This window comes from Asanoa sp. NPDC050611 (assembly GCF_040654855.1).
Classification (GTDB): domain Bacteria; phylum Actinomycetota; class Actinomycetes; order Mycobacteriales; family Micromonosporaceae; genus Asanoa.
In genome coordinates this window covers 1-23,316 of sequence record NZ_JBFAIU010000091.1, presented here as the reverse complement: position 1 = coordinate 23,316, position 23,316 = coordinate 1, and the positions used below count along the sequence as shown (strand labels likewise).

Sequence of the window (23,316 nt, the reverse complement as noted above, 5' to 3'; positions counted from 1 at the left end):
GCTTTCGCGACGAGAAGGTCCCGGAACTTGAACACGTCCAGGTTCGGCAGGAGATCGGCCTTCGACAGCGCCATGATCCAGATCCGCGGAAACTCAACAATCGGCTTGCCGTCCTCGAGAAGGTCGTCCTTCAGCGACAACAGCCCATTGCGGAAATTGGCCAGCAATGACTTGAGATACCGTTCCTCCTCGCCCGCATTGCCCAGCAGCCGTTGACCGTCCACCAACAGGAGCGCGACGTCGGACCGCAGCAGCGACCTGAACGTGTCGACCCTGCGCCGGCCCTCCTCCGGGCCGCTCACATCCTGCTCGAACCACTCCCCCGGGTAGTCGTGCCAGACGAGACGCACGGCGTCGAAGGGCCTAGCGCTCGGGTCCGCGTTGCAGCGCATGCACCCCCGCGACGGAGGCGCCGCGCTTGCGGTCCGCGGCGAGGCTGCTGGACGCAGCGCTACTTCATCAGCGTCTCGGCGAGTTGCCTCGTCTCCGTGGCTGGCTCCGCGCCGATCTCGGCGAGCGTTTCGATTAGGGCGTTCAGTACGTCCGGTATCTCCTCGGCCCGGCCTTGAGCGTCGAGAGCGTGCATCGCTCGTTGGTAGAGGGCTTCGTTGTAGCGGTCGTAGCGGATCGCATCGTCGATCACGGCGGCTGCAGCGGTCGGGTCGCCAGGCAAAAGTTCCTCGGCGAGGAGAAGGTGTGCCTGGGTTGCCCAGCGGCGCACGGTTTCCTGGTGGGGTTGGATCCAGTCGTAGTTCTTGCCTTGAGCCAGTGGTCCGACGTAAAGGGCACAGGCCTCCTTGAGCGCCTTGGTCCGCTGGTCCTGCGGCATTGTGCCGAGGCCCCGCAGCAGGTCCCGCATGCGCCATAGGTCGATGTCGACGGTGTCTGGGTCGAGTCGGTAGCGGCCATTGCTTTTGGCGACGTATCCGTTGCTGCGTGGGCCGGCGGCGCGGGCGAACACGTGCCGGAGGTTGCTGATGTTGGTGTGGACGCGTTGATCGGCTTGCGCGAGCCGGGCGTCTGGTTCGGTGTGTTCACCGATGTCGCGTGTGGATAGGCCGTCGGGGTGGCAGGCGAGGAGAACTGCGATTTCGAGGGCCTTGGCGCGCAGCGGCCGTCCGGGGCCGGTGATGTCCTCGATGCGGGGCGGGCCGAGGACCCGCAGCTGAGCTCTTATCGCCGTACGGCTGGGATCGAGGCTCGCCGAGGCGCTAGCCGTCGCCTCTCGCGGTTTGCGTGGCTCTGGAAGCTGACGGTTGGACGCGAGCGGGACGAGCTCGGCACCGGCTTGCGTGGGGGCCGTCTCTCCGGTGTGGCTTTCGCGAAGGGTGGCCAGTGCAGCGGCTGCGGTTTCGGCGCTGAGTACCGCGAGCCGGTCGCCGTGCAACGGCTGCTCGGCGGGAGCCTCGACACGGCCGTCGGCTGCAATGTTCGCAACTGGCCAGTGCGACCAGCCGCCGACGATCAACGCGGTGATACGCAGCCGCTTGCCGAGGTCGAGGGTCGCCTTGGTTGGTGCGTGCGCGGCCGGCGGCGGGGTGGTCAGGACCAACAGGACCGGAGGCGGCGACGCCCCGTCGCGTAGTTCTTCTCGACGGACGTCGTCAAGGTCGGTGACGTCGTGGGCGTCGAGGATTCGGCTGCGCCGCAAGACCTCGGTGTCGACGGCAGCCAAGGCGTCGAAGACATCGCTGGCGACATGTAGGCGTTGCCACTCAGCGACTGTCTCGGCGTGCGCTCCCAAAAGCGTGGAAAGCGTGTGCTGGTCCGTTACTACTTCGCCAGGCAGGTCCGAGCGGCCAGGGGCGGCGAGGGTCGCGACGATGGCGGCGCGGGCGGCGGCGACCGCGCCATCGCCGGTGACGCCGATCCCGCCTAACGGCAGTGTGGCCGCCGGCTGCGGGCCAATGTCGCGTCCTGGAGGCGCCGGTGGGCCCTCGGTCTTGCGGGCTGTCGCTCGCTGGATCGCGGTGATTGCGGCTGGTGGCAGGGTTAGCGGGTCGTCGTCCTCGGACCGGCAGGCGTACCGGCGGCGGCGGTGCAACCACATCAGTGCGGCGGCAGCGGTGAGTCCGGTGGCGACGGACCACGGAAGCCAGCTTCCGTCCGAAAGCGTGACTCCGTCCTGGTCGGCCTGCGTTGCGTGCACGGGCTGGCTGGGCGTCGGTTGCGGTGTCGCCGTCGGCCTGTGTGTGGGTGTCTCGCTGCTCGGGCTGTCCGGGCCTGGGTCTTCCGGGTGCGCGGAGACACCGTCGTCGGGTACTGGGCGAGGCGGTGGTGGCGCCGGCACCGTGCCGGCAGCTGCGTCGGCGGGGAGTTCGAGGCGCCAGCCGGGGAGGATGATGTCGGGGTCGCGCAGCGCGCGTCCGTCTGGTTGGGCTCGGCCCTTGTTGCGCTCGAAGATGTCCTTCTTCCACCGCAGGGGGTCGCCGAGTTCCTCATCGGCGATGTCCCACAGGGTGTCTCCCTTGCGGACTCGGTGCTCGACAGTAGCCCCGGGCCGCCGACCGGTCGCGGACTCCCGGGGCGTGGGGCTTGGAGCGTCGACCGCCTTGCTCCGTTCCGGTGCCGGGTCGGTGGTGGCCGTTGCTGCGGGCGGCGCCGCCGCGGCGACCTGCGCGGGGACGGCGACCGCGACGGCCGGCACGAGGCCGGCGAGCATCCCCTTGGCCAGGCGAGGAATCGGAACGCGGGGTAGCCGCAGCCGCGTGCGCGCCGCGACGGCGAAGATGGTGTACGCGATGTAGAGCACCGACGAGCCCCAGATCAGCCACGCCAGGACGGCTGCGCCCCTCACAACTATGTCCGGGGTGAGGAGATCGGTTCGGCCGACCGCGGAGAGAACCTCGTCACCGCCGGGCAGGGTGTCCGGGAGCGGCCAGCCGACGAACGCGATGAGCGCGATGGGAATGCCGACCAGCCATACCGCTACGGTGAGCAGAGACCCGAGCGCCCGAACCCCTCGTACGGCGGCCGCGGCCGGGCGGCGCTTAGGCCGGGGTGCCGGCTCGGTCCAGACCGTGGCCTGACGCATGAGGTCGTCACGGTTGCGGGTTGTCGGCTCCTGCGGGCGGGTCAGCGCAGCCTCCAACGGCACATCGACAGATGTAATCGCTTCTGGCTTTACACGCTCCATCGGCCGGTCATCAACCACCGGATCACCGAATATTCACGATGAGCACATAAACGATCACAGATCGCTATTGGGGCGGTAGGTGGTCTCGTCGCTGCGAGAGACTGCCCCAATGCCCGGCGCAGCGCCCCGGCTCAGCATGGATATCGGGTCGGCCAGAACGAAGACGGTCTTGACCCTTGACGGTGGCGGCCGACTGCCGCTGATGCCCGACGGCGCGCCCTTCGTCCACAGCAGCGTGTTCATCGAACCTGACGGAACGATCCTCGTCGGGGCGGCTGCCCGGTCCGCGGCGATGTCTCGGCCCGGCAACTACATCGCCAGCCCCGCGAGTCTCGTGAGCCAGGGGCCGATTGACGTTGACGGCAAGACGTTTACCGCCAGCGAGGTCTTCGCTGCCATTCTTTCGTTCGTCCGCACAGACGCCACGCGGATCGCCGGCCGACCCATCACGGCCGTGACGCTGGTGGTCCCGCCGCAATGGGGTCGGGTCCGCCGTGACATCCTGCGGGAAGCCGCCCGGCTCGCCGGCTTCACCGACACCACACTCGTAGCCGCAGCGGCCGCAACCGCCATGCACCTGGCCACGTCGGGCGTCCACCTCAACGACGGCGACTGCGTGCTGGTCTGCGACGCCGGCGCGGGCTCGACCGACCTGACCGTACTCGAGCAAACCCGCGACGGCCTGCAACAACTCGCCACGGCTGCTGTCGACGGAGCCGCAGGACGCGATGTCGATCAACTGGTCGCCGCGCACCTGCTGTGCTCCATTCGGCCACCCGGCGACGAGCCAACCCTCGACGAGAGCGATCCACAATGGCAGGCGATCGTCACTGCCGCCGAGGACGCGAAGACCGCCCTGTCCGACCGCGAACACACAGCCGTCGCGATCCGTCCCGGCTACCCCGCGCTCGTCCTTGATCGGACCGAACTGGCGAAACTCGTCGGGCCGGCGATGGAGGGGATCGTTGCCCAGGTCGCCGAAGTCCTCGCCGCAGCAGACATCACACCCACCCATGTAACCCACGTCGTCCTGGCCGGAGGCGGCGCACGCCTGCCCGGAATCGACGCCGCCCTTGCCCGAGCCGTCGGACAACGCCCGTACATCCCGGCTCGCCCAGACCTCGCCGCAGCTGACGGCGCCCTCCCACTCACGCCGACCGCGGCTGCGGCCCCTGCAGAGCCGGCGCCGCTGCCGCGGGTATCGCTTCGACCCGGCGACCTGGTCCGTCCCGCGCTGTTCGCACTCGGGTCGGTCGCCCTTATCGCCTCGGTCTTCGTCACCCTGTGGACCACGAGATCGTCCGGTAGGACCTATGTCCACCTCGCCAATGAGCTCATCTCCGCAGCAGCTGTGGTCGCGGTGCTCGCCGCATGGTCGGTGGCCCAGCTCCTGCCAACGCTGTACCTGGCCGGGAAGACCGTCCACGACCGAGACACCATCAAGCTCATCAGCGTCGCGTTCACCGGCGTCGCCGCCCTCGGCATCGCCATCGCAGCCATCTACGGTCTCGGCGTCGGAGCCCTCGTCGGAGCCACCACGACCGAGTACCTCGCCCCCGCCCTCAAACCCGCCGTACTTATCGCCGTCTGCGCCTTCCTGATCGCTGTCCTGGCCCGCGCCATCCCGGGACCAGCCCTGGCCAGATGGCTCGCCCAGCTGCGCCACCCACTCATCGCCGTCATACTCGCAGCCGCCGGGATCATTGCGATGCGCTACGCCGGCACCGCCCAAATCAGCGCCGGACTCTCGGGCATGATCCTCCGTGCCGGCGGAGCGGCAACCGGCGTCGCCATCGCATTCACCGTCGTCCGCAACCGGCTCCTACGCATCATCACGGCCGGGACCCTCGGCCTCGGCGGGTTCGCCGTTGCCAGCCTCGCCAACAACCGCCCCATCACCTTGGCCTACCTCGCCGCGGTCATCTGGTGGAGCGCGACTCGCCTCGCGGTCACGGGCCACGCCGCTTACCCGACCCTGCGAGACCACCTACGGAAGCTGCTGCCACCACGAGCCACCTGACGGGCAGGCAAACCATTTTCTAACGGCGCACCGGTTGGCGCGCCTGCGGTTAGCGTGAATCCCAATTTCGAGAATGTCGACCTCGCGATATTGCCCGGGCCGACTAGGCGTGCCCAATCAAGCCATCGAGCGCGAGTCGTGCCGAGCCTTGGGCCAGGCCAACCAATCATCCGCAAGTCCTCAGAGTTCACTCGCTCGACCCGTCTGCCACGGACGAAGGCCGATGCTCTCGACGCTCTGATGTGCGCCTTCGAAGCTCTACGCCCACCAATCAAGTAAGGAGACTCCATGGCCACCAAGCCCTCCGGCGCCACAAGGTGCGCCGCGCCAGCAAAGGGAAACGCGTGTCCGATGAGCCAATCACTCACCGCACGCACGACGGTGATCCGACAACCGCCGTGAGCGGCCAGGTACAAAAACGACACCCGAAACAGGCAATCCCTGCCACCGGCACGAATGAATTAGCGATAGAATTCAATATTGACGTTGAAATCGTCGGCAATGCCGCCGGCACGCGCTTAGCTCAAGAACAAGTAGGCGCAATCCTGGAGGTTCTTGAATGGTTCACCAGGCGATCCCTTCCGCCTACATGACCAGACCTGACGCGGACGCCGCGAAACTTGCCACGTGGCTCAAGGCACGCGTCGTCGATATCGCGGAACCAAGACGGCTGCGACTGGCCTGGATGGGCCGCACCTCGGACGACGAGGTTCAAGACCCGACGATCTCCCTGCCGCGACAGTTGCGGTCCAGCCGCGCGGTCCTGAGCGACGAGATGGAGATCGTTTTGTACTTCTGGGACGTCGAGACTTCCCGCAAGGATCTCGGCGCCCGTGGGAGCAGCTCCGCCTGGCGAAGCTTCGACATCGACATCCCTCGTGACGGCGGGATCGCTGACCTGCTCGCTGAGGCTCAGCGGCCAAATCGCAGGTTCGACGGTGTCATCTGCGAGTCGATCGACCGCATCGCCCGGCTGACGTACCAGAGCACGAAGATCGAACACGACCTTGAGCAGCTCGGTATCCCGCTGATCGCAGCCGACGAGCCGATCATGCGGTCCGCTCGCACCGGCCGGATCGAGAAGAAGGCCGGCATGGTCCTCCTGCGCCGGGCGAAGCAGGGTGTGGCCGAGTGGTACGTGCTGGAGATGCTGGAGAAGTCCCGTAACGGCATCGAGATCCACACCGACCAGGGCTTCAACGTCGGCAAGCCGCCCTACGGCTACCAGGCAGAGCGGATCAAGCACCCCGTGCCGGCCAAGCGGGCGGAGGGCAAGCACAAGACGAAGCTCGCGCCGGACGGTGTCCGCGCCGAAGCGGTCACGCGCATGTTCGAAATGCGCGTCCACGACGGTCTGTCCTACCGGGCGATCGCTGGCCGTCTGAACGAAGACCTGATCCAAAATCCTCCGCCGGTGCCGGTCGACCCGACGCGTGCCGTGGGCCGGTGGACCCCGGCAACGGTCCGCGAGATCCTGAACAACCCCAAGTACACCGGCCACATGGTCTGGAACCGGCGCGCGACCAAAGACAAGCAGCACCCCGGCAAAACGAACCCGCGTGACGAGTGGGTCATCTCCAGCCAGCCCGTACACGAGCCCCTCGTGCCGGTCGACCTGTTCGTAGCCGCACAGACCCCGACCCGGCGGGCCCAGGCCCGCGTCGACCTCGATCCACTGAGCCCGAACCCACACCGTCAGACCAAGAGCACCTACCGCCTGCGGTCCTACGTGTACTGCGTCCCCTGCGGCCTGCGGATGCACGGGAAACGCAACCCGGCCGGCACCGCCTACAGCTACTGCCAACCCAGAGGCCGAACGAAGCCGGACGGCCACCCGCCCACGGTATGGATCAACGAGAGCAAGCTCATCGCGGTCGTGTCCCACTTCTTCAACACCCATGTACTCGGCCCCGACCGCATCGAACTGGTGAGGGCGAGCCTGCCCGCGGCAGCCAACCACGCAGCCGACGCCCACCGCCAGAAAGAGGCGGTCCTTCAGCGGCGACTCGCCGAACTGGAAACCGCCGGCGACAACCTGCTGCGGGCCCTGGAGAGAGCCGGCGACGCGGACGGCCACTTCTTCACCCGCATCAACCGCCGCATGGTCGAACTCGACCGCGACATCACAGCGGCCAAGACAGCATTGGCCGAGCATCGCGCCGCGGCACCTGCCCCATCCAGCGACGACGTCTCACTGATCGACCAGCTCCCGCTGGTGGAGATCGACCTGAACCTGCTGGCAGCCGACCGGCTCAGGCGGTTCCTCGACGCCTTCCGGGTCGAGATCCACTACGACCACCGCACCCGCCGCGCAACGCTGAAGGCACAGCTGAGCGGCCACCTGATCGACGAACTCGCCCGAGTAGCGAACTGGGGACGGCCAATCCCCAGAAAGGGGGACGAAACAACAGACCCGCACAGTTTTAGTGTGTGCCCCCGGCAGGATTCGAACCTGCGCTCCCGCCTCCGGAGGGCGGTGCTCTATCCCCTGAGCTACGGGGGCTCAGCGACCGAGAAAGAGTACCAGGGATCCCACCCGTGGGTCGCGGGGCACCCGGGTCGTGCCGTGACCAGGGGTCCGACTGCGGGTGAAGCTGTCCCTTCAGCGGATGCGCCGGGTGTCGGCCGCCGAGAAGCATGTGTCGTCCGGGCATGTTCGGAGGCTGGAGGATCATGCGTTGGCGGCCCGCGCTCGCACTTGCCGTGTCGGCGGTGGGTGCTGTGCTGTTTCTTGGGGTCGGGCCGGCCTCCGGTGAGCCGCCGGCTGGTGAGAGCCATGACCCACGGGTCACGGTGGTGAAGATAGCGCCGCCGCCACGGGCGACGACCGGGTCCGATCCGGTGCGGGCGGTGATCCAGGTCGCGGTGGTCGGTGCCCGCGAGGCAGCGGTTCAAGAGGTCGCGACCGTGCCTAGCGGCGGACCCTCCGCGCCTGGCACCGGCGGTGGTGACGGCGGTAACGACCCCCGGTCGACCGGCATGGCCGTCGGCACCGTGCTCCTCGTCGGCGTCGGGCTGATCGCCGCGGCCGTCGCCCTCGTCGGCCTACGCAATCGCCGCGACGTCGTCGAAAAGAATCACCACCCTTAGCCCCGACCGGGTTGCGGCGGACACAGACCCCGCCTGGAACCACGCCGGTCACGATCAGATACAACACCGCGCCAGCGCGACCAAAGCCGACGCTTGGGCCTCGCCTCGCTCCGGCCACGATTTCGATACAGACCCTTTAGCTCCGCTCGCAGCTCGGCATCGGATGCAGGACCACCCTCGGCGGTAGGCGGCGCGGGAGCTGCCACGTCGCCCACGAGCCGTCCACGACCGCGTGGACCGTGCGGTCGGGGCTCAGGCGTGACAGGAACTCGCGGGGCAGGGCCGACGACGGGCCGGTGATCGCGAACGCGACCCGCAGACGACCCGGCGGCCCCGCGACCGTCGACACCAGCTCCGCAGCCGGCGCGACGCCGCACAGGCGGGCACGGCCGATCCAGTGCAGATCCGCACGGTGGGTGGCAGCCGTCCGGGCGATCACCGGCTGCGCCGTCGTCATCCACCGGGACACCGCCCCGGCGCACATCGGGCAGGCGCGTTCAGCAGGGTCGCGGGCCACCGCGCCCCAGGCCGTCAGCAGGCGGGTCACCCGTGCCGGGGCCAGGGTCAGGCCGGTGAGGGCCAACACCAGGTCCCGGACCGAGCGGCGGGACCACAGCGAGCCCGGGAGGTTGAAGTCGCCGGGGAAACGGCCGCGGATCGCTTCGATCAGAGCTGTTTCCTGCGTACGGGTGATCCCCACCGGCCGGCCCGTGCGGGGTCCGGCTGCCAGCGCGCCGTCACCGCCGATGCGTTCGCGCCGGCACCAGCTCAGCGCCGAGCTGCGCGGATCAAGGAGCGCCCCCATGACACGTCAACGACGCCGCCCCGAGAGAAGTAGCGCAACGTAGTCAGAAAGCTACGCTATGCGCCGATCTTGGTGAGGATCTGCTGGATGAACTCCAGCTCCGAGCGCTGGTTCTTGGCCATCGACTGGGCCAGCCACACCACGTCCGGCTCCGACGTCTCGGTCAGCACGCCCTCGACCATGTGGATGCCGCCCAGATGGTGCTGCTGCATCAGCCGCAGGAACAGCCGGTCGAACTCGCCAGCCGTCGCCTCCCGCAACGAGGCCATGTCGGCGGCACTCGCCATGCCCGGCATGAGGCCGTTCTGCATGAGGCTCGCGCCGTCCGTCATCCACGACATCGGCGGCTCGTGGCCCGTGGGCTCCAGGCCCCAGGACCGCAGCCAGGTCTGCATCATGCCGATCTGGGCCTGCTGCGCCTGGGCGATCTCGCCGGCCAGCAGCCGCAGGTCCGGCTGGGTGCTCTTGTTGAGCGCGAGCATCGCCATCTCGACCGCCTGGGCGTGGTGGCTCGACATGTCGCGGGCGAAGCCCGCCTCGACCGAACCCTCGCCGGGGTGGTTGCGCGAGTGCGCCACCCACCCCGCGCCGAAGGCGGCAACCAGCACCAGCACCGCCGCCACCACGGCGGCCGCGATCGTCAGCGGCCGCCAGCGCCGCGGTGGAGCGTCAGGGGGAGAAAGAGAGTCCACCGCGGCGTCGTACGTCGTGCTCATTGATCACTGCCCTTGCTGCTGGAGCTCCCGGGGAGTGGTGCCGGTCGCGGTCACGCCGCCCGAGCAGCCGACGCCAGGCTCCTGCGTGGCGTTGACCCGCAGCGCGCGGATGAAGTCGTCGATCCGAGAGTCGCCGGCGTTGTCGACCTTGAGCTGGTAACCCCACGCCTGCAGCGAGATCGGCTTGTCGAGCCCCGGGAAGGGGCTCATCATCGTGAACTCCTGACCCTCGATCTTGGATGCGAGGGCGGACACCTGGTCCTTGGGCAGGTCGGGCCGGTAGGTGACCCAGACCGCACCGTGCTCGAGGCTGTGCACGGCGTTCTCGTTGGCGATCTGCGCGTCGTAGACGTTGCCCATGCAGTTCTGCCAGCTGACGTTGTGGTCACCGGCGACCGGGGGCTGCTGCGCGTACTGGATCGTGCCGCTCTTGTGCGACCGCGTGTCGACCAGCTTGGGGTCGCTCTTGCGGAAGTCGGTGATCCCGGAGATCCCCTCGGCCTTCTCCTGCCAGGTCTGCGGCCCGACCGTGACGGCGTAGACGCCGTACCCGATGATCGCGGCGGCGATCACGCCGACCGCGGTGAACAGGGCGATCGGGCCCCAGCTGCGGCCCTGGCTGACCTTGACGGGGGTGACCGGCTTGCGCGGACGGCCACCGCCGCCGGGCTTGCCGCCCTTGTTGACCGGACGGCCGCCGGAGCCGGAGCCGCGGCCGGAGCCGGCCCCGCGGGCGGACGGTGGGCGGCCCGCACCGGCCGTGGCCTTCTTGGCGGCGGGCGGCGCTGTCTGACGGCTCGAGTCGCCGGCCGGAGTGCTGATGCTCATGGTGCCTCGTCAGTTCGGTCGGTGATGGGGGGATGCATCATCGGGCGCGCAGGGTCGCCACCGAGTGACAGAGTCTACCCCCGCTAGCATGGATCAGTGACTCCCGCCAAGCTCGCCGAGGTCGTGCTCGCCGCCGCCCGCGCCGTCTTCACCGGACGTGGCCTTGATCCCGCTGCCCTGCCCGAGAGCACGGCGGTCGAGCGACCCCGCAACCCCGAGCACGGCGACTACGCCTCCACGCTGGCCCTTCAGCTCGCGAAGAAGAGCGGCGTGCCGCCGCGCGAGCTGGCCGGGGAGATCGCCGAGCAGCTCGGCCGGGCCGCGGGTATCAAATCGGTAGAGATCGCCGGCCCCGGCTTCCTCAACATCCGGCTCGACGCCGCCGCCGCCGGTCAGCTGGCGCGCGTGGTGGTCGAGGCCGGCGAGGCCTATGGGCACAGTGAGCGCTTCGCGGGCCAGCGGGTCAATCTGGAGTTCGTCTCGGCGAACCCGACCGGGCCCGTGCACATCGGCGGCGTCCGCTGGGCCGCCGTCGGCGACGCGCTGAGCCGGCTGCTCCGGGCGACCGGCGCCGACGTGACCACCGAGTACTACTTCAACGACGCCGGCTCCCAGATCGACCGGTTCGCCCGGTCGCTGCGCGCGGCCGCCAGGAGCGAGCCCGCGCCGGAGGACGGCTACCGGGGCGCCTACATCGGTGAGATCGCGAACACGGTCGTCAAGGAGCACCCGGAAGCCCTGACCGCGCCCGAGAAGGAGAGCGAGGAGATCTTCCGGGCCGCCGGCGTCAACATCATGTTCGACGAGATCAAGTCGTCGCTGGCCGACTTCGGCGTGCACTTCGATGTCTACTTCAACGAGAAGCAGCTGCACGACCAGGGCGAGCTCGACCTCGCGCTGGAGCGGCTGCGGGCCGAGGGCCACATCTTCGAGGCGGACGGCGCGGTCTGGCTGCGTACGACGGACTTCGGTGACGACAAGGACCGGGTGCTGCGCAAGTCCGACGGCGACTGGACCTACTTCGCCGGCGACTGCGCGTACTACCTCGACAAGCGCGAGCGTGGCTTCGACCGGGTCGTGATCATGCTCGGCGCCGACCACCACGGCTACGTCGGCCGGATGCGGGCGATGTCGGCGTGCTTCGGCGACGACCCCGACACCAACCTCGAGATCCTCATCGGACAGTTGGTCAACCTCGTCGAGAACGGCGAGCCCGTGCGGATGTCGAAGCGGGCCGGCACCGGCCTGACGCTCGAGGACCTCGTCGACCGCATCGGCACCGACGCGGCCCGCTACGCGCTCGCCCGCTACTCCATCGACTCCCCGATCGACATCGACGTCGACCTGTGGACGCGGTCCACGAGGGACAACCCCGTCTACTACGTCCAGTACGTGGCCGCCCGCACCGCGAGCGTCGCCCGCAACGCCGCCGAGGTCGGGCTGGCCCGCGGCACCGCCGACAGCTTCCACCCCGAGCTGCTCGACCACGAGAAGGAGATCGACCTCCTCAAGTCGCTCGGCGACTACCCGGCCGTGGTCACCGCCGCGGCCGAGCTGCGCGAGCCGCACCGGGTGGCGCGCTACCTGGAGGACCTCGCCGGTGCCTACCACCGGTTCTACGACAACTGCCGGATCCTGCCCCGCGGCGACGAGGAGATCACCGACACGCACCGCGCGCGCCTGTGGCTCAACGACGCCACCCGCACGGTCATCGCCAACGGACTGGGGCTGCTCGGCGTCACCGCACCTGAACGGATGTAACAAGGAACATGAGGACGCACGAAGCCGGCGCGCTGCACGGCGAGCTCGGCAACCGGGGACCTGCCTGGCTGCGTACCCCCGACGACGTCAACGCACTGGTGCCAGAGCTCTGGCCGAGCGGGGTCACCCGCGACGAGCAAGGTGCGCTGACTGTCGGCGGGCTCGCCGTCGAAACCATCCAGGCGGAGTACGGCACACCCGCGTACGTGCTCGACGAGGACGACCTGCGGGCCCGGGCCCGCGCGTTCAAGGCCGCGTTCGCCGGGCACGACGTCTACTACGCGGGCAAGGCGTTCCTGTGCCGGGCCGTGGTGCGGGCGATCCACGAGGAGGGCCTGTTCCTCGACGTCTGCACCGGCGGTGAGCTGGCCACCGCGCTGGCCGCCGGCATGCCGCCCGAGCGGATGGGCTTCCACGGCAACAACAAGTCGGTGACCGAGTTGGAGCGGGCCGTCGACGCGGGCGTCGGCCGGATCATCGTCGACTCGTTCGACGAGATCGACCGCCTCACGGCCATCGCGCAGGCAAAGAACGTCAGACAAGCCGTCCTCGTACGGGTGACCGTCGGCGTCGAGGCGCACACCCACGAGTTCATCGCGACCGCGCACGAGGACCAGAAGTTCGGCTTCTCGGTCGGCGGCGGAGCGGCGTTCAAGGCGGTCGCCAAGATCCTCGACGACGACGTGCTGGACCTGCGCGGCCTGCACTCGCACATCGGCTCGCAGATCTTCGACGCCAGCGGCTTCGAGGTCGCCGCCCGGCGGGTGCTCGCCCTGCAGGCGCAGGTCCGCGACGCCCGGGGTGTCGAGCTGCCCGAGATCGACCTCGGTGGCGGGTTCGGCATCGCCTACACGACCCAGGACGACCCGTCCGCGCCGGCCGATCTCGCCGAACGCATGATCAAGATCGTCGACGACGAGTGCACGGCGCTCGGCCTGGCCACGCCGAAGCTCTCCGTCGAGCCCGGGCGGGCCATCGTGGGTCCGGCGATGTTCACGTTGTACGAGGTCGGCACCGTCAAGGACGTCGACGGCCTCCGGACGTACGTCAGCGTCGACGGCGGCATGAGCGACAACATCCGGACCGCCCTCTACGGTGCCTCCTACTCGGCGACGATCGCCGGCCGGGCCTCCACCGCCGACCCGATCCTTGCCCGGGTGGTGGGAAAACATTGTGAGTCCGGGGACATCGTTGTTAAGGATGAATTCCTGCCCGCTGACGTGCAGCCCGGAGATCTTCTTGCGGTGCCCGGCACCGGCGCCTACTGCCGGAGCATGGCCAGCAACTACAACCACGTGCCCCGGCCCCCGGTGGTCGCCGTCCGCGGCGGCGCGGCACGGGTGATCGTCCGGCGGGAGACCGAAGCCGACCTCCTGGCATTGGATGTGGGATGAGTAAGAGCGTTCGCCTGGCCCTTCTCGGGTGCGGAACCGTCGGCAGCGAGGTCGTGCGCCTGCTGCACGAGCAGGCCGCCGACCTGACGGCCCGGGTGGGCGCGCCGATCGAGATCGTCGGCATCGCGGTCCGGCGCCCCGGCCGTGACCGCAGCGAGCTGCCCGTCGACCCGAGCCTGTTCACCACCGACGCGCTCGGCCTGGTCAAGCGGGAGGACGTCGACGTCGTCGTCGAGGTGGTCGGCGGCATCGAGCCGGCCCGCACCTGGCTCGTCGAGGCGCTGCGGGCGGGCAAGAGCGTGGTCACCGCCAACAAGGCGCTGCTCGCCGAGGACGGCGGCACGCTGCACGACGCGGCCACCGAGGGCGGCGCCGACCTCTACTACGAGGCGGCCGTCGCGGGCGCGATCCCGCTGCTGCGGCCCCTGCGGGAGTCGCTGCAGGGCGACACGATCACCCGGGTCACCGGCATCGTCAACGGCACCACCAACTTCATCCTCTCGGCCATGGACGCCACCGGCGCCGGCTTCGAGGAGGCGCTGGAGGAGGCGACCGCGCTCGGCTACGCCGAGGCCGACCCGACCGCCGACGTCGAGGGCTTCGACGCGGCGGCCAAGGCGTCGATCCTGGCCTCGCTCGCGTTCCACACCCGGGTCGGCGCGGCCGACGTCTACCGGGAGGGCATCACCGCGGTTACCGCCCGCGACGTCGCCAGCGCCAAGCAGATGGGCAGCACGATCAAGCTGCTCTGCATCGCCACCCGCGCCCTCGACCGCGACGGCCGGCCGAGCGTGAGCGTCCGCGTGCACCCGGCGATGATCCCCACCAGCCACCCGCTGGCAAGCGTCGGCGACGCGTTCAACGCGGTCTTCGTCGAGGCCGAGGCGGCCGGCCAGCTGATGTTCTACGGCCGCGGCGCGGGCGGCGCGCCGACCGCGAGCGCCGTGCTCGGCGACATCGTCGCGGTGGCCCGCAACCAGCTCGCCGGCACGCGGGCCGCGAGCGAGTCGTCGTACGCGGCCCTGCCGATCCGCCCGATGGGCGAGGCGGTCACCCGCTACCACGTGAGCCTCGACGTGGCCGACCGCGCCGGCGTGCTCGCCACCGTCGCCGGCATCTTCGCCAAGCACGACGTCTCGATCGCCACGGTCCGCCAGTCGGGCCGCGGCGACGACGCGGTGCTGGTGATCGTCACCCACGGCGCCCCCGACGCGGCCCTGGCCGCGACCGTGGAGGAGCTGCGGGGCCTCGAGTTCGTCCGCGCGATCGCGAGCGTCCTCCGCGTCGAGGGCGGGGCCTAAGACAGTCGAGGGCGGGGCCTAAGCCACCAGCAGGCGCGCGTAGTTGGCCATCGACCGCTGGTAGCGCGGCAGGTGCGGGGCGAGCGCGGCCACCGCCACCGAGACGGCCTCCCGCTCGCGGCCGACGTCGACCAGCGCGAGCGCCAGAGTCGCGGCGACCGCGTCGTCGAGCTCGTCGCTGCCCGCGGCCCGCTCGGCCGTCAGCAGCGCCACGCTCTCCTGGGCCTGCCCGATGTTGCGCAGCGAGCTGGACATCTGGATGACCGCCCGACGCCGCCGGATGCCGGTCAGCCCGGTCTCGAGCGCCTGCCGGTAGAGCGGCACCGCACGGTCGGAGTGCCCGGTCGAGTCCCAGGCGCAGGCCCGCTCGAACAGCCCGACGGCGCTGTCGGCCGGCAGCTCGGCGGCCAGCTCGCCGATCAGGCGTACGAACTCGTCCTCGGTGTGGTCGTCGAGCGACGCCCACGCCGCGGCCACCCGGCGCTCCCAGTCGGCACTGATGCTGTCGGTCATGGCGATCTCCGTCTCCGCGGCGGCGCGGCCGGTCCGCGCGCTCGGTCCGTCATCCTGGGCGGCCGGTAGGCTCGATCGCGAGTGATTCGGCGACCGCCGAATCTCGGAGGAGCACGCCATCGCCGCCACCCTGCGGTTCACCGCGACCGATCTGCTGCGCTGCCGGTTCGCGATCTCGCCGGCGTTCGAGACGATCTCGGCGATCCGGCTGACGCTGCCGGCAGAGGCCCCGGGTCAGCACGGCCCGTGGCTGGCGGGCGCCGCCGACCGCCTGGGTCGGCTCGATCTGCGGCCGATCACGCTGCTGCAGCCCCGCCGCGGCTACACGCCGGACTTCCTGGCACCGCCGCCGACCGGCGCGCAGGCGACGTTCGACGACGAACTGGCCCGGATCGCCGCCACGCCGGCGGATCGGGTCGCAGCGGAGATCGCACGTTCGCTCGCGGACACCCCCGGCGCGGCCGACAGCGAGGTCGGCCGCTTCCTGCGCGGCGAACCCGGCACGGTCCTCGCCACGCTGACCGGCCTGATCCGCACGGCCTGGCACGAGCTGGTCGAGCCGGTCTGGCCACAGGTGCGGGCGCTGCTCGAAGCCGACGTGAGCTTCCAGACCCGCCGCCTCGCGGAGGGCGGCCTGGACCGCCTCTTCGCCGAACTGCACCCGACGCTGCGCTGGCACGACAACACCCTCATCCGGGCGTACGGCGACGACGACGACCGCGACCTCGCCGGCGCGGGACTGGTCCTCATGCCGAGCGCGTTCAAGTGGGACCAGGTGATCGTCGTGCTCGACGAGCCCTGGCAGCCCACCGTGATCTATCCGGCCCGCGGCACCGGCGGCCTGTGGCAGCGCCCGAGCGGCACCCCCGACGCCGCGCTGGGCCGGCTGATCGGGCGTACCCGAGCCGCCTTGTTGATCGGTTTGGACGAGCCCGCGACCACCACCACGCTGGCGCACCGGCACGCCCTGGCCCCGGCCACCGTCTCCGAGCACCTGACCGTGCTCCGGGACGCGGGCTTCGTCGTCGGCGAGCGGCACCGGCACGAGATCCGCTACCGGCGCTCGGAGCTGGGCACCGCGGCCGTGATCCCGAGCGGTGGAAAAGGCCGGTCCGGCGGATGAAGATCACTAAGCGTGTGCCTACGCTGGCGGTGACGACTCGGATGAGGAGATCGCCATGTGGCGGGGACTGATCGACGCCTACCGCGACCGGCTGCCGGTCACCGACGCGACCCCGGTGGTCACGCTCTACGAGGGCAACACGCCGCTGCTGCCCGCGCCGGTGCTCTCCTCGCGCATCGGCGCCGAGGTGTTCCTCAAGGTCGAGGGGGCCAACCCGACCGGCTCCTTCAAGGACCGCGGCATGACGGTCGCCGTGTCGAAGGCCGTCGAGGCCGGCAACAAGGCGATCATCTGCGCCTCCACCGGCAACACCAGCGCCTCCGCCGCCGCGTACGCCGCCCGCGCCGGGCTCACCTGCGCAGTGCTCGTGCCGCAGGGCAAGATCGCGCTCGGCAAGCTCGCCCAAGCGCTGGTGCACGGCGCCCGGCTGCTGCAGGTCGCCGGCAACTTCGACGACTGCCTCGGGCTCGCCTCGAAGCTGGCGGTGGAATACCCGGTGGCGCTGGTCAACTCGGTGAACCCCGACCGCCTGCACGGGCAGAAGACGGCCGCGTTCGAGATCGTCGAGGCCCTCGGCGAGGCACCGGACATCCACTGCCTGCCGGTCGGCAACGCCGGCAACATCGCCGCCTACTGGATGGGCTACCAGGAGGACGCCGCGGCCGGGCGGGCCACCCGTACGCCGAAGATGTTCGGTTTCCAGGCCTCCGGAGCGGCACCGATCGTCACCGGCAGTGTGGTCCGCGAGCCGTCGACCATCGCCACCGCGATCCGGATCGGCAACCCGGCGAGCTGGACCAAGGCCGTCGACGCGCGCGACGAGTCCGGCGGGCTGATCCACGCGGTCACCGACCGCGAGATCCTGGCCGCCTACCGGATGCTGGCCCGTGAGGTCGGCGTGTTCGTCGAGCTGGGCAGCGCGGCCAGCGTCGCGGGCCTGCTGCAGAGCGCCGCCGCCGGGCTGATCCCGCGCGGGTCGACCGTCGTCTGCACGGTCACCGGGCACGGCCTCAAGGACCCCGAGTGGGCCATTTCCACCGCTCCGTCGCCCACGACCATCCGCAACGACGTGTTGGTGGCCGCCCGGGCGCTGGACCTCGCGTAGGCGTCGTCGCGTCGCACCCCGCGCGGAACGGGGACAACCGACTAAGCCAAAATCTTCCGCATGTCGCTACTCGCCCGGCTCAGTCTTGGCAACCGGGGCCTCGTCGCGCTGATCGCGGTGGTCATCACCCTGTTCGGCGTCTTCACCCTGCCCCAGCTGAAGCAACAGCTCCTGCCGTCATTGGAGTTTCCGGGCGCGTTCATCATCGCGACCTACCCCGGCGCCTCGCCCGAGGTGGTCGAGCAGCAGGTCACCGAGCCGCTGGAGAACAGCATCCAGGGCATCGACGGCCTGTCGAAGGTCAACTCGACGAGCCGTGAGGGCTCGGCGACCGTCCAGGTCGAGTACGAGTTCGGCACCGACCTCGACAACGCCGTCAACCAGATGCAGACGGCGATCAACCGGATCCGCCCGCAGCTGCCCGACAACGTCGACCCGACGGTGTTCGCCGGCAGCACGGACGACCTGCCGGTGCTGGTGCTCGCCGCGACCATCAAGGACGACGAGCGCGCGCTGGCCGACCGGCTGCGCACCCAGGTGGTGCCCGAGCTCGAGGGCATCGACGGCGTGCGCACGGTCAACGTCTCCGGCGCCCGCGAGCAGGTCGTCAAGATCACGCCGAACCTGGCGAAGATGGCCGCGGCCAAGGTGAGCCCGGCCGCGATCGGCGCGGCGCTGCAGGCCAACAGCGTGACCATCCCGGGTGGGTCGATCACCGAGGGCGACAAGACGTACGCCGTGCAGACCGGCACCCAGATCGACTCCCTCGACGACCTCAAGGGCCTCTACCTCCCGGGCGCGGTGCCCGGCACGCCGGCCCGCCTCGGCGACGTCGCCGACGTGGTCGAGGACCTCGCCCCGGCCACGTCGTTCACCCGCACCGACGGCACGGCCAGCCTGGGCATCGAGATCTTCGGGACGCCCGACAGCAACGCCGTGGAGATCTCCCACGCGGTCCGGGACAAGCTCGCCGACCTCGGCACCACGGTCAACTCCGACCTGAGCGTGGTCTTCGACCAGGCCCCGTTCGTCGAGTCCTCGATCGACAGCCTGACCACCGAGGGCCTGCTCGGCCTGCTGATGGCCGTGATCGTGATCCTGGTCTTCCTGCTGTCGGTGCGCTCCACGCTGGTCACCGCGGTCTCGATCCCGCTGTCGGTGCTGGTCGCGCTGATCGTGCTCTACCTCGGCGACTACTCGCTCAACCTGCTCACCCTCGGCGCGCTGACGATCGCGGTGGGCCGGGTGGTCGACGACTCGATCGTCGTCCTGGAGAACATCAAACGACATCTGGCGTACGGCGAGGCCAAACGCACCGCGATCCTCACCGGCGTGCGGGAGGTGGCCGGCGCGGTGACCGCGTCGACGCTGACCACGGTCGCCGTGTTCGCGCCGATCGCGCTCGTCGGCGGCTTCGTCGGGCAGCTCTTCGCGCCGTTCGCGATCACCGTCACGGTGGCGCTGCTGGCCTCGCTGCTGGTCTCGCTCACCGTGATCCCGGTGCTGGCGTACTGGTTCCTGCGCCCGGCCGGCGCCGGCGCCGACGACGAGCGGGTGCGCGCCGCGGCCGAGGCCAAGGAGCGGGACAACCCGCTGCAGAAGGCGTACGTGCCGGTGGTGCGGTTCGCCACCGCGCGGCGCTGGACCACGGTCATCATCGGCCTGGTGGTGCTGATCGGCACGTTCGCGCTCGGCACCCGGCTGGAGACGAACTTCCTCGACGACAGCGGCGGCAACACCTTGTCGATGAGCGAGGAACTGCCGATCGGCAGCGGCCTCGCCCAGACCGACGCGGCCGCCAAGCAGGTCGAGACGATCCTGGCCCGCACCGACGGCGTCGAGTCCTACCAGGTCACCGCCGGCGGCTCCGGCCTGCCGTGGGAGGGCGCGGCGGGCGGCCGCACGGCCACCTACTCGCTGACCTTGCGCGAGGGGGTCGAGTCCGGCGACGTCGAGGCGAAGCTCCGCGACGAGGTCGGCAAGCTGTCCAACGCCGGTGAGTTCACGTTCGGCGGCGGCGGTGGCGCGCAGGCCGACCAGCTCGCGGTCGTGGTCCGCGCGGCCGACCAGGAGGCGCTGGCGGCGGCGGCCGAGCAGGTGCGCGCCGCGCTGGCCGACACGCCGGGCGTGGTCGACGTGCAGAGCGGCCTCGCCGAGAGCTCGACGCGGTTCGACGTCACCCTGAACCGGTCCTCGGCCGCCTACTGGGGCGTGAGCGACGCGTCGGTCGGGCAGGTCGTGGCGGCCGCGATGCGCGGCGCACCGGCCGGCCAGATCACCGTCGACGGCGAGCGTGTCGACGTCGTGGTGCAGGCCGGCGCGGCCCCGACCACCGTCGACCAGTTGCGCGCGCTGCCGCTCGGCCCGCGGCTGCGCAGCGGCCTGCCGCTGACCCTGGGCCACGTGGCCACGGTGGAGAGCGTCGAGGGTCCGGTGGCGATCGACCGGATCGACGGCGACCGCAGCGTCACCATCACCGGCACCGCGACGGGCTCCAACCTGGGCAAGACCACGGCCGACCTGACCAAGAAGCTGGACGGGCTGACCCTGGGCGGCGGCGCGACGTGGGAGATCGGCGGTGTCAGCGCCGACCAGGCCGACGCGTTCGGCGACCTGCTCCTCGCCGTGCTCGCCGCGATCGCGATCGTCTTCGTGATCATGGTGGCCACCTTCCGGAGCCTGGTGCAGCCGCTGATCCTGCTGGTTTCGGTGCCGTTCGCGGCGACCGGCGCGATCGGCCTGCTGCTGCTGACCGGCACCCCGTTGGGCGTCCCGGCGCTGATCGGCATGCTGATGCTCGTCGGCATCGTGGTCACCAACGCGATCGTGCTGATGGACCTGATCAACCAGCACCGCGACCAGGGCATGAGCGTGCGCGACGCGGTCATCGAGGGTGGCCGGCGCCGGCTGCGGCCGATCCTGATGACGGCGGTCGCGACGATCTTCGCGCTGCTGCCGATGGCGCTCGGCCTGACCGGCGAGGGCGGCTTCATCTCGCAGCCGCTCGCGATCGTCGTGATCGGCGGCCTGATCACCTCGACGCTGCTCACGCTCGTGCTGGTGCCGACCCTCTACACGATGGTGGAAGGCACCAAGGAGCGGTTCCGGCTGCGCCGGGGCGGCGTCGTGGCGGCCGCGGGCCCGGACCCGGTCACCAACGGGCACGGTCCGAAGAACTTCGACGACGTCGCGCCCAACCAGGTCACGACGCCGGCCGGCTCGCCCCTGCAGCGCACCGCGGACCCGGACCCGAGCCGGCCGTCGGCCGCGCTGTTCGAGGGCACCGACCAGTTCGAGGTGCTGCGCCTGCCGCGCAACCGCCCGCGCCCGCCCAGCGAGGACTGAGCGCAGGAAAGGGGCGGGGGTAACTTCTCGGAGTGCCCCCGCTCCTTTCGCTGCTGACCCGTAACCCCGATTTCCGCCGGCTGTTCCTGGCCGAGCTCGTCGTCTTCGGCTCCGACTGGTTCGTCATGGTGCCGTTGCTGGTGCTGCTGCCCGAGCTGACCGGCAGCGGCACGTGGGGCGCCTACGTGCTGGCCGCCGACACCGGGATCACCGCTCTCGTGCTGCCGTACGCCGGCACGATCGCGGACCGGCTCGACCGCCGGCGGGTGATGATCATCGCGAACCTGGCCTGCCTCGGCGTGCTGCTGCTCCTGCTGCTGGTGCGCAGCTCCGGCACCGCCTGGCTGGCCATCGCCGTGGTCGGTGGGATGGCGGTGGCCAAGGGCTTCTACTCGCCGGCGGCCTCGGCCGCACTGCCCAATGTGGTGCGGCCGGAGGATCTCGGGCTGGCCACCACGCTGGCCGGCTCCGCGTGGGGCACCATGGCCGTGCTCGGCGCCTCGCTCGGCGGCATCCTCACGGCTGTGCTCAGCCCGTACGCCTGCTTCTGGATCGCCGCCGTCGCGGTGGCCGGCGCGGCCGTGCTGGCCGGGCGGATCCGGGGGCCGCTGCAGGCGCCGCGGGACGCGGCGGAGCCGACCGCCCGGGCGTTCGCCGCGATCGGCGAGGCGCTGCGCTACATCGCCCACCGCCCGACCGTGCGGGCGCTGGTGACGGTGAAGTCCGCGGTCGGCCTGGGCAACGGCGTGCTGACCGTGTTCCCGTTGCTCGCCGGCGTCTACGGTGCCGGCCCGATCGGCGCCGGGCTGCTGTTCGCGCTGCGGGGGCTCGGCGCGGTGGTCGGGCCGTTCGCGCTGCGGCCGGTGCTGACCCGGCGGGCGTTGCTGCTGCCGGGGCTCGCGCTGTCGATGTCGACGTACGGGCTCGCGTACCTCGGCGTCTCGGTCCTGACCTGGTTCCCGCTCGTGCTCGTGCTGGTCTTCGTGGCCCACTTCGCCGCCGGCAGCAACTGGACCATGTCCAACTACGCGCTGCAGACGGAGGTGCCGGACCGCCTGCGTGGGCGGGTGTTCGCGACCGACCTGATGGTGGCGACGCTGGCCGTATCGCTCAGCCAGCTCGGCGTGGCGACGGTGGTCGACACCCTCGACGAGCGGGTCATCCTGGCCGGCTGCGGCGCGGTGACGCTGGTGTACGCGGTGGGCTGGTGGCTGGCCACCCGGCGGCTGTCGCTGACGAGCGCTCCTGCGGTATCGTAGTGATATCACTCTGATACTGGGAGGGTATCCATGGAGAAGCGAGCCTTCCGGCTGCCGGGGTTCGTCGCGCTGTTGCTGGTGTTGGTGCTGGTGGCGGTGGCGCTGGTGATCGGCATCGCGGTGCCCGACCCGGCGACCGCGGCGGTGGCGATCGTCCTCGGCGTGATCGTGCTCCTCGCCGCGACCGGGTTCGTCGTCGTCAACCCCAACGACGCGCAGGTCGTGCAGTTCTTCGGCCGCTACGTCGGCTCGATCCGCGACGCCGGGTTCTTCTGGACCTGGCCGCTGACCGCCCGGCGCCGGATCACGCTGCGCGTGCGCAACTTCGAGACGCAGAAGCTCAAGGTCTCCGACGCCGACGGCAATCCCGTGGAGATCGGCGCGGTCGTGGTGTGGCGGGTCGTCGACTCGGCCAACGCGGCGTTCGGCGTCGACGACTACGTCCGCTACGTCGCGGTGCAGGCCGAGGCCGCGGTCCGGCACATGGCCACCACCTACCCCTACGAGACGCACGACAGCGGCGCGACCAGCCTGCGGGACGCCACTGTGGTCAGTGAGCAGCTCACCGCGGAGCTGGCCGAGCGGTTCGCGCTGGCCGGCGTCGAGGTGCTCGAGTCGCGGGTGACGCACCTCGCCTACGCGCCCGAGATCGCACAGGCCATGCTGGCGCGGCAGCAAGCCTCCGCCATCGTGGCCGCCCGTTACAAGATCGTGGAAGGCGCGGTCGGCATGGTCTCCAGCGCGCTCGACAAGCTCAGCGAGCAGCACGTCGTCGAGCTCGACGAGGAGCGCAAGGCGCAGATGGTGGCCAACCTGCTGGTGGTGCTCTGCGGCGACCGCGCCGCGTCGCCGGTGGTCAACGCGGGCACGCTGTACTGAGGCATGGCCGAGCGCAAGAAGCTGCTGCTGCGGCTCGACCC

16 protein-coding genes, 1 tRNA gene and 1 pseudogene are annotated in these 23,316 nt (G+C 70.5%); 11 read left to right on the top strand and 7 right to left on the bottom strand.

Annotation, left to right across the window (positions count from 1 at the left end; translation table 11 throughout):
- Both AB0H87_RS16650 and AB0H87_RS16645 read right to left on the bottom strand, forming a co-directional pair.
- Positions 1-350: hypothetical protein (locus AB0H87_RS16650; RefSeq protein WP_360145441.1), on the bottom strand; the 350-nt coding region annotated here is incomplete at its 3' end.
- Between the two features lie 101 nt (positions 351-451).
- Positions 452-3,154, bottom strand: coding sequence for a BTAD domain-containing putative transcriptional regulator (locus AB0H87_RS16645; RefSeq protein ID WP_360145438.1), 2,703 nt, complete (start codon positions 3,152-3,154; stop codon positions 452-454).
- A gap of 91 nt (positions 3,155-3,245) precedes the next feature.
- Between AB0H87_RS16645 and AB0H87_RS16640 the strand changes: the two genes are divergently transcribed.
- The gene (locus AB0H87_RS16640; RefSeq protein ID WP_360145435.1) at positions 3,246-5,156 is read left to right on the top strand and encodes an Hsp70 family protein; all 1,911 of its coding nucleotides are present in this window, start codon (positions 3,246-3,248) and stop codon (positions 5,154-5,156) included.
- Between the two features lie 559 nt (positions 5,157-5,715).
- Positions 5,716-6,732 (top strand): annotated as a pseudogene (locus tag AB0H87_RS16635) (recombinase family protein); the annotation flags it as partial.
- 855 nt (positions 6,733-7,587) lie between these two features.
- Here the strand turns inward: AB0H87_RS16635 and AB0H87_RS16630 are convergent.
- Positions 7,588-7,659, bottom strand: a tRNA-Arg gene (locus AB0H87_RS16630).
- 293 nt (positions 7,660-7,952) lie between these two features.
- Between AB0H87_RS16630 and AB0H87_RS16625 the strand changes: the two genes are divergently transcribed.
- Positions 7,953-8,246, top strand: coding sequence for a hypothetical protein (locus AB0H87_RS16625; RefSeq protein ID WP_360145432.1), 294 nt, complete (start codon positions 7,953-7,955; stop codon positions 8,244-8,246).
- Positions 8,247-8,382: 136 nt separating this feature from the next.
- Here the strand turns inward: AB0H87_RS16625 and AB0H87_RS16620 are convergent, their stop codons facing one another.
- Genes AB0H87_RS16620 through AB0H87_RS16610 form a run of 3 tightly spaced genes read right to left on the bottom strand, consistent with a single transcriptional unit; the run spans position 8,383 to position 10,595 of the window.
- The gene (locus AB0H87_RS16620; RefSeq protein ID WP_360145429.1) at positions 8,383-9,051 is read right to left on the bottom strand and encodes a winged helix-turn-helix domain-containing protein; all 669 of its coding nucleotides are present in this window, start codon (positions 9,049-9,051) and stop codon (positions 8,383-8,385) included.
- 56 nt (positions 9,052-9,107) lie between these two features.
- Positions 9,108-9,767 (bottom strand): DUF305 domain-containing protein, encoded by a 660-nt coding sequence (locus tag AB0H87_RS16615; RefSeq protein ID WP_360145426.1) that lies wholly within the window; start codon positions 9,765-9,767, stop codon positions 9,108-9,110.
- Between the two features lie 3 nt (positions 9,768-9,770).
- Positions 9,771-10,595: a DUF3105 domain-containing protein gene (locus AB0H87_RS16610; protein ID WP_360145423.1), complete on the bottom strand. Its 825-nt coding sequence runs from the start codon at positions 10,593-10,595 to the stop codon at positions 9,771-9,773.
- Positions 10,596-10,691: 96 nt separating this feature from the next.
- On the opposite strand from AB0H87_RS16610, the gene argS reads away from it, so the two are divergent.
- The 3 genes from argS to AB0H87_RS16595 are packed head-to-tail and all read left to right on the top strand — an operon-like array spanning position 10,692 to position 15,051.
- Positions 10,692-12,356 (top strand): arginine--tRNA ligase, encoded by a 1,665-nt coding sequence (argS, locus tag AB0H87_RS16605; RefSeq protein ID WP_360145420.1) that lies wholly within the window; start codon positions 10,692-10,694, stop codon positions 12,354-12,356.
- Positions 12,357-12,364: 8 nt separating this feature from the next.
- Complete coding sequence (gene lysA, locus AB0H87_RS16600; RefSeq protein WP_360145417.1) at positions 12,365-13,750, top strand: diaminopimelate decarboxylase; 1,386 nt, start codon at positions 12,365-12,367, stop codon at positions 13,748-13,750.
- Entirely contained in the window at positions 13,747-15,051 is a 1,305-nt protein-coding gene (locus AB0H87_RS16595; RefSeq protein ID WP_360145414.1) for a homoserine dehydrogenase, read from the top strand. The genes lysA and AB0H87_RS16595 overlap by 4 nt, the downstream gene beginning before the upstream one ends.
- Positions 15,052-15,069: 18 nt before the next feature.
- On the opposite strand, the gene AB0H87_RS16590 is transcribed toward AB0H87_RS16595, so the two are convergent.
- Positions 15,070-15,564 carry a tetratricopeptide repeat protein gene (locus tag AB0H87_RS16590; RefSeq protein WP_360145411.1) on the bottom strand — a complete coding sequence of 165 codons (495 nt, stop codon included), beginning with the start codon at positions 15,562-15,564 and terminating at the stop codon, positions 15,070-15,072.
- Between the two features lie 100 nt (positions 15,565-15,664).
- Here AB0H87_RS16590 and AB0H87_RS16585 point away from each other — a divergent pair, with 100 nt between their 5' ends.
- The 5 genes from AB0H87_RS16585 to AB0H87_RS16565 are packed head-to-tail and all read left to right on the top strand — an operon-like array spanning position 15,665 to position 23,275.
- Positions 15,665-16,687 carry a DUF5937 family protein gene (locus AB0H87_RS16585; protein ID WP_360145444.1) on the top strand — a complete coding sequence of 341 codons (1,023 nt, stop codon included), beginning with the start codon at positions 15,665-15,667 and terminating at the stop codon, positions 16,685-16,687.
- A gap of 55 nt (positions 16,688-16,742) precedes the next feature.
- Entirely contained in the window at positions 16,743-17,792 is a 1,050-nt protein-coding gene (gene thrC / locus AB0H87_RS16580; RefSeq protein WP_360145408.1) for a threonine synthase, read from the top strand.
- A gap of 60 nt (positions 17,793-17,852) precedes the next feature.
- A complete protein-coding gene (locus AB0H87_RS16575; protein ID WP_360145405.1) occupies positions 17,853-21,137 on the top strand; it encodes an efflux RND transporter permease subunit in 3,285 nt (1,094 codons plus the stop codon).
- A gap of 32 nt (positions 21,138-21,169) precedes the next feature.
- The gene (locus AB0H87_RS16570) at positions 21,170-22,396 is read left to right on the top strand and encodes an MFS transporter (RefSeq protein ID WP_360145402.1); all 1,227 of its coding nucleotides are present in this window, start codon (positions 21,170-21,172) and stop codon (positions 22,394-22,396) included.
- A 30-nt stretch (positions 22,397-22,426) separates the two neighbouring features.
- Entirely contained in the window at positions 22,427-23,275 is an 849-nt protein-coding gene (locus AB0H87_RS16565) for an SPFH domain-containing protein (RefSeq protein WP_360145399.1), read from the top strand.
- Positions 23,276-23,316: the final 41 nt, after the last annotated feature.